Here is a 565-nt window from a genome sequence, read left to right as displayed (position 1 = left end):
GGGCCGAGAGACTTCTGAAACGGACTCTCAACGAAAACTGTTTTAAAGTGTTAGATGCTGATGCTCTCAACATCCTCGCAGAAAACCCAATTTTAATTGAAAGTCTCGATACGAATACGCTTATAACCCCTCACCCTGGTGAAGCTGCGCGATTACTTGACTGCAGCACAACAGATATCGAGGAAGACCGAATAAAAGCGATTAAGGCTCTAAGAGCAAAACTGAATTGTCACGTAACCTTGAAAGGTTCAGGAACTCTGATCACTCATCCTAATACCGATTTAATTACGGTATGCCGCTACGGCAACCCCGGCATGGCAGCAGGCGGAATGGGCGATGCGTTAACAGGAATCGCTGCAGCATTAATCGCTCAGACTTACCAAAACCAAAGCAGCATCAATGACGTTATAGAATTAGCGGTATGCCTTCACAGCCATGCAGCAGATGAAGAGGCCGCCGCACACGGAGAACGAGGTTTGCTTGCTAGTGATCTTGCAGATCGAGCAAGACATATTCTGAATCGAAAATAAATTTACGCTCGTTTCTAAAACCGACTAAAAAGTTT

At 45.3% G+C, this 565-nt stretch carries 1 protein-coding gene; it reads left to right on the top strand.

Annotation, left to right across the window (positions count from 1 at the left end):
- Positions 1-530: ADP/ATP-dependent (S)-NAD(P)H-hydrate dehydratase (locus A3739_RS24850; protein WP_197472557.1), on the top strand; the 530-nt coding region annotated here is incomplete at its 5' end.
- Positions 531-565: the final 35 nt, after the last annotated feature.

Source organism: Oleiphilus sp. HI0067, from assembly GCF_001635735.1.
This window is presented reverse-complemented; position numbering and strand designations above follow the sequence as displayed.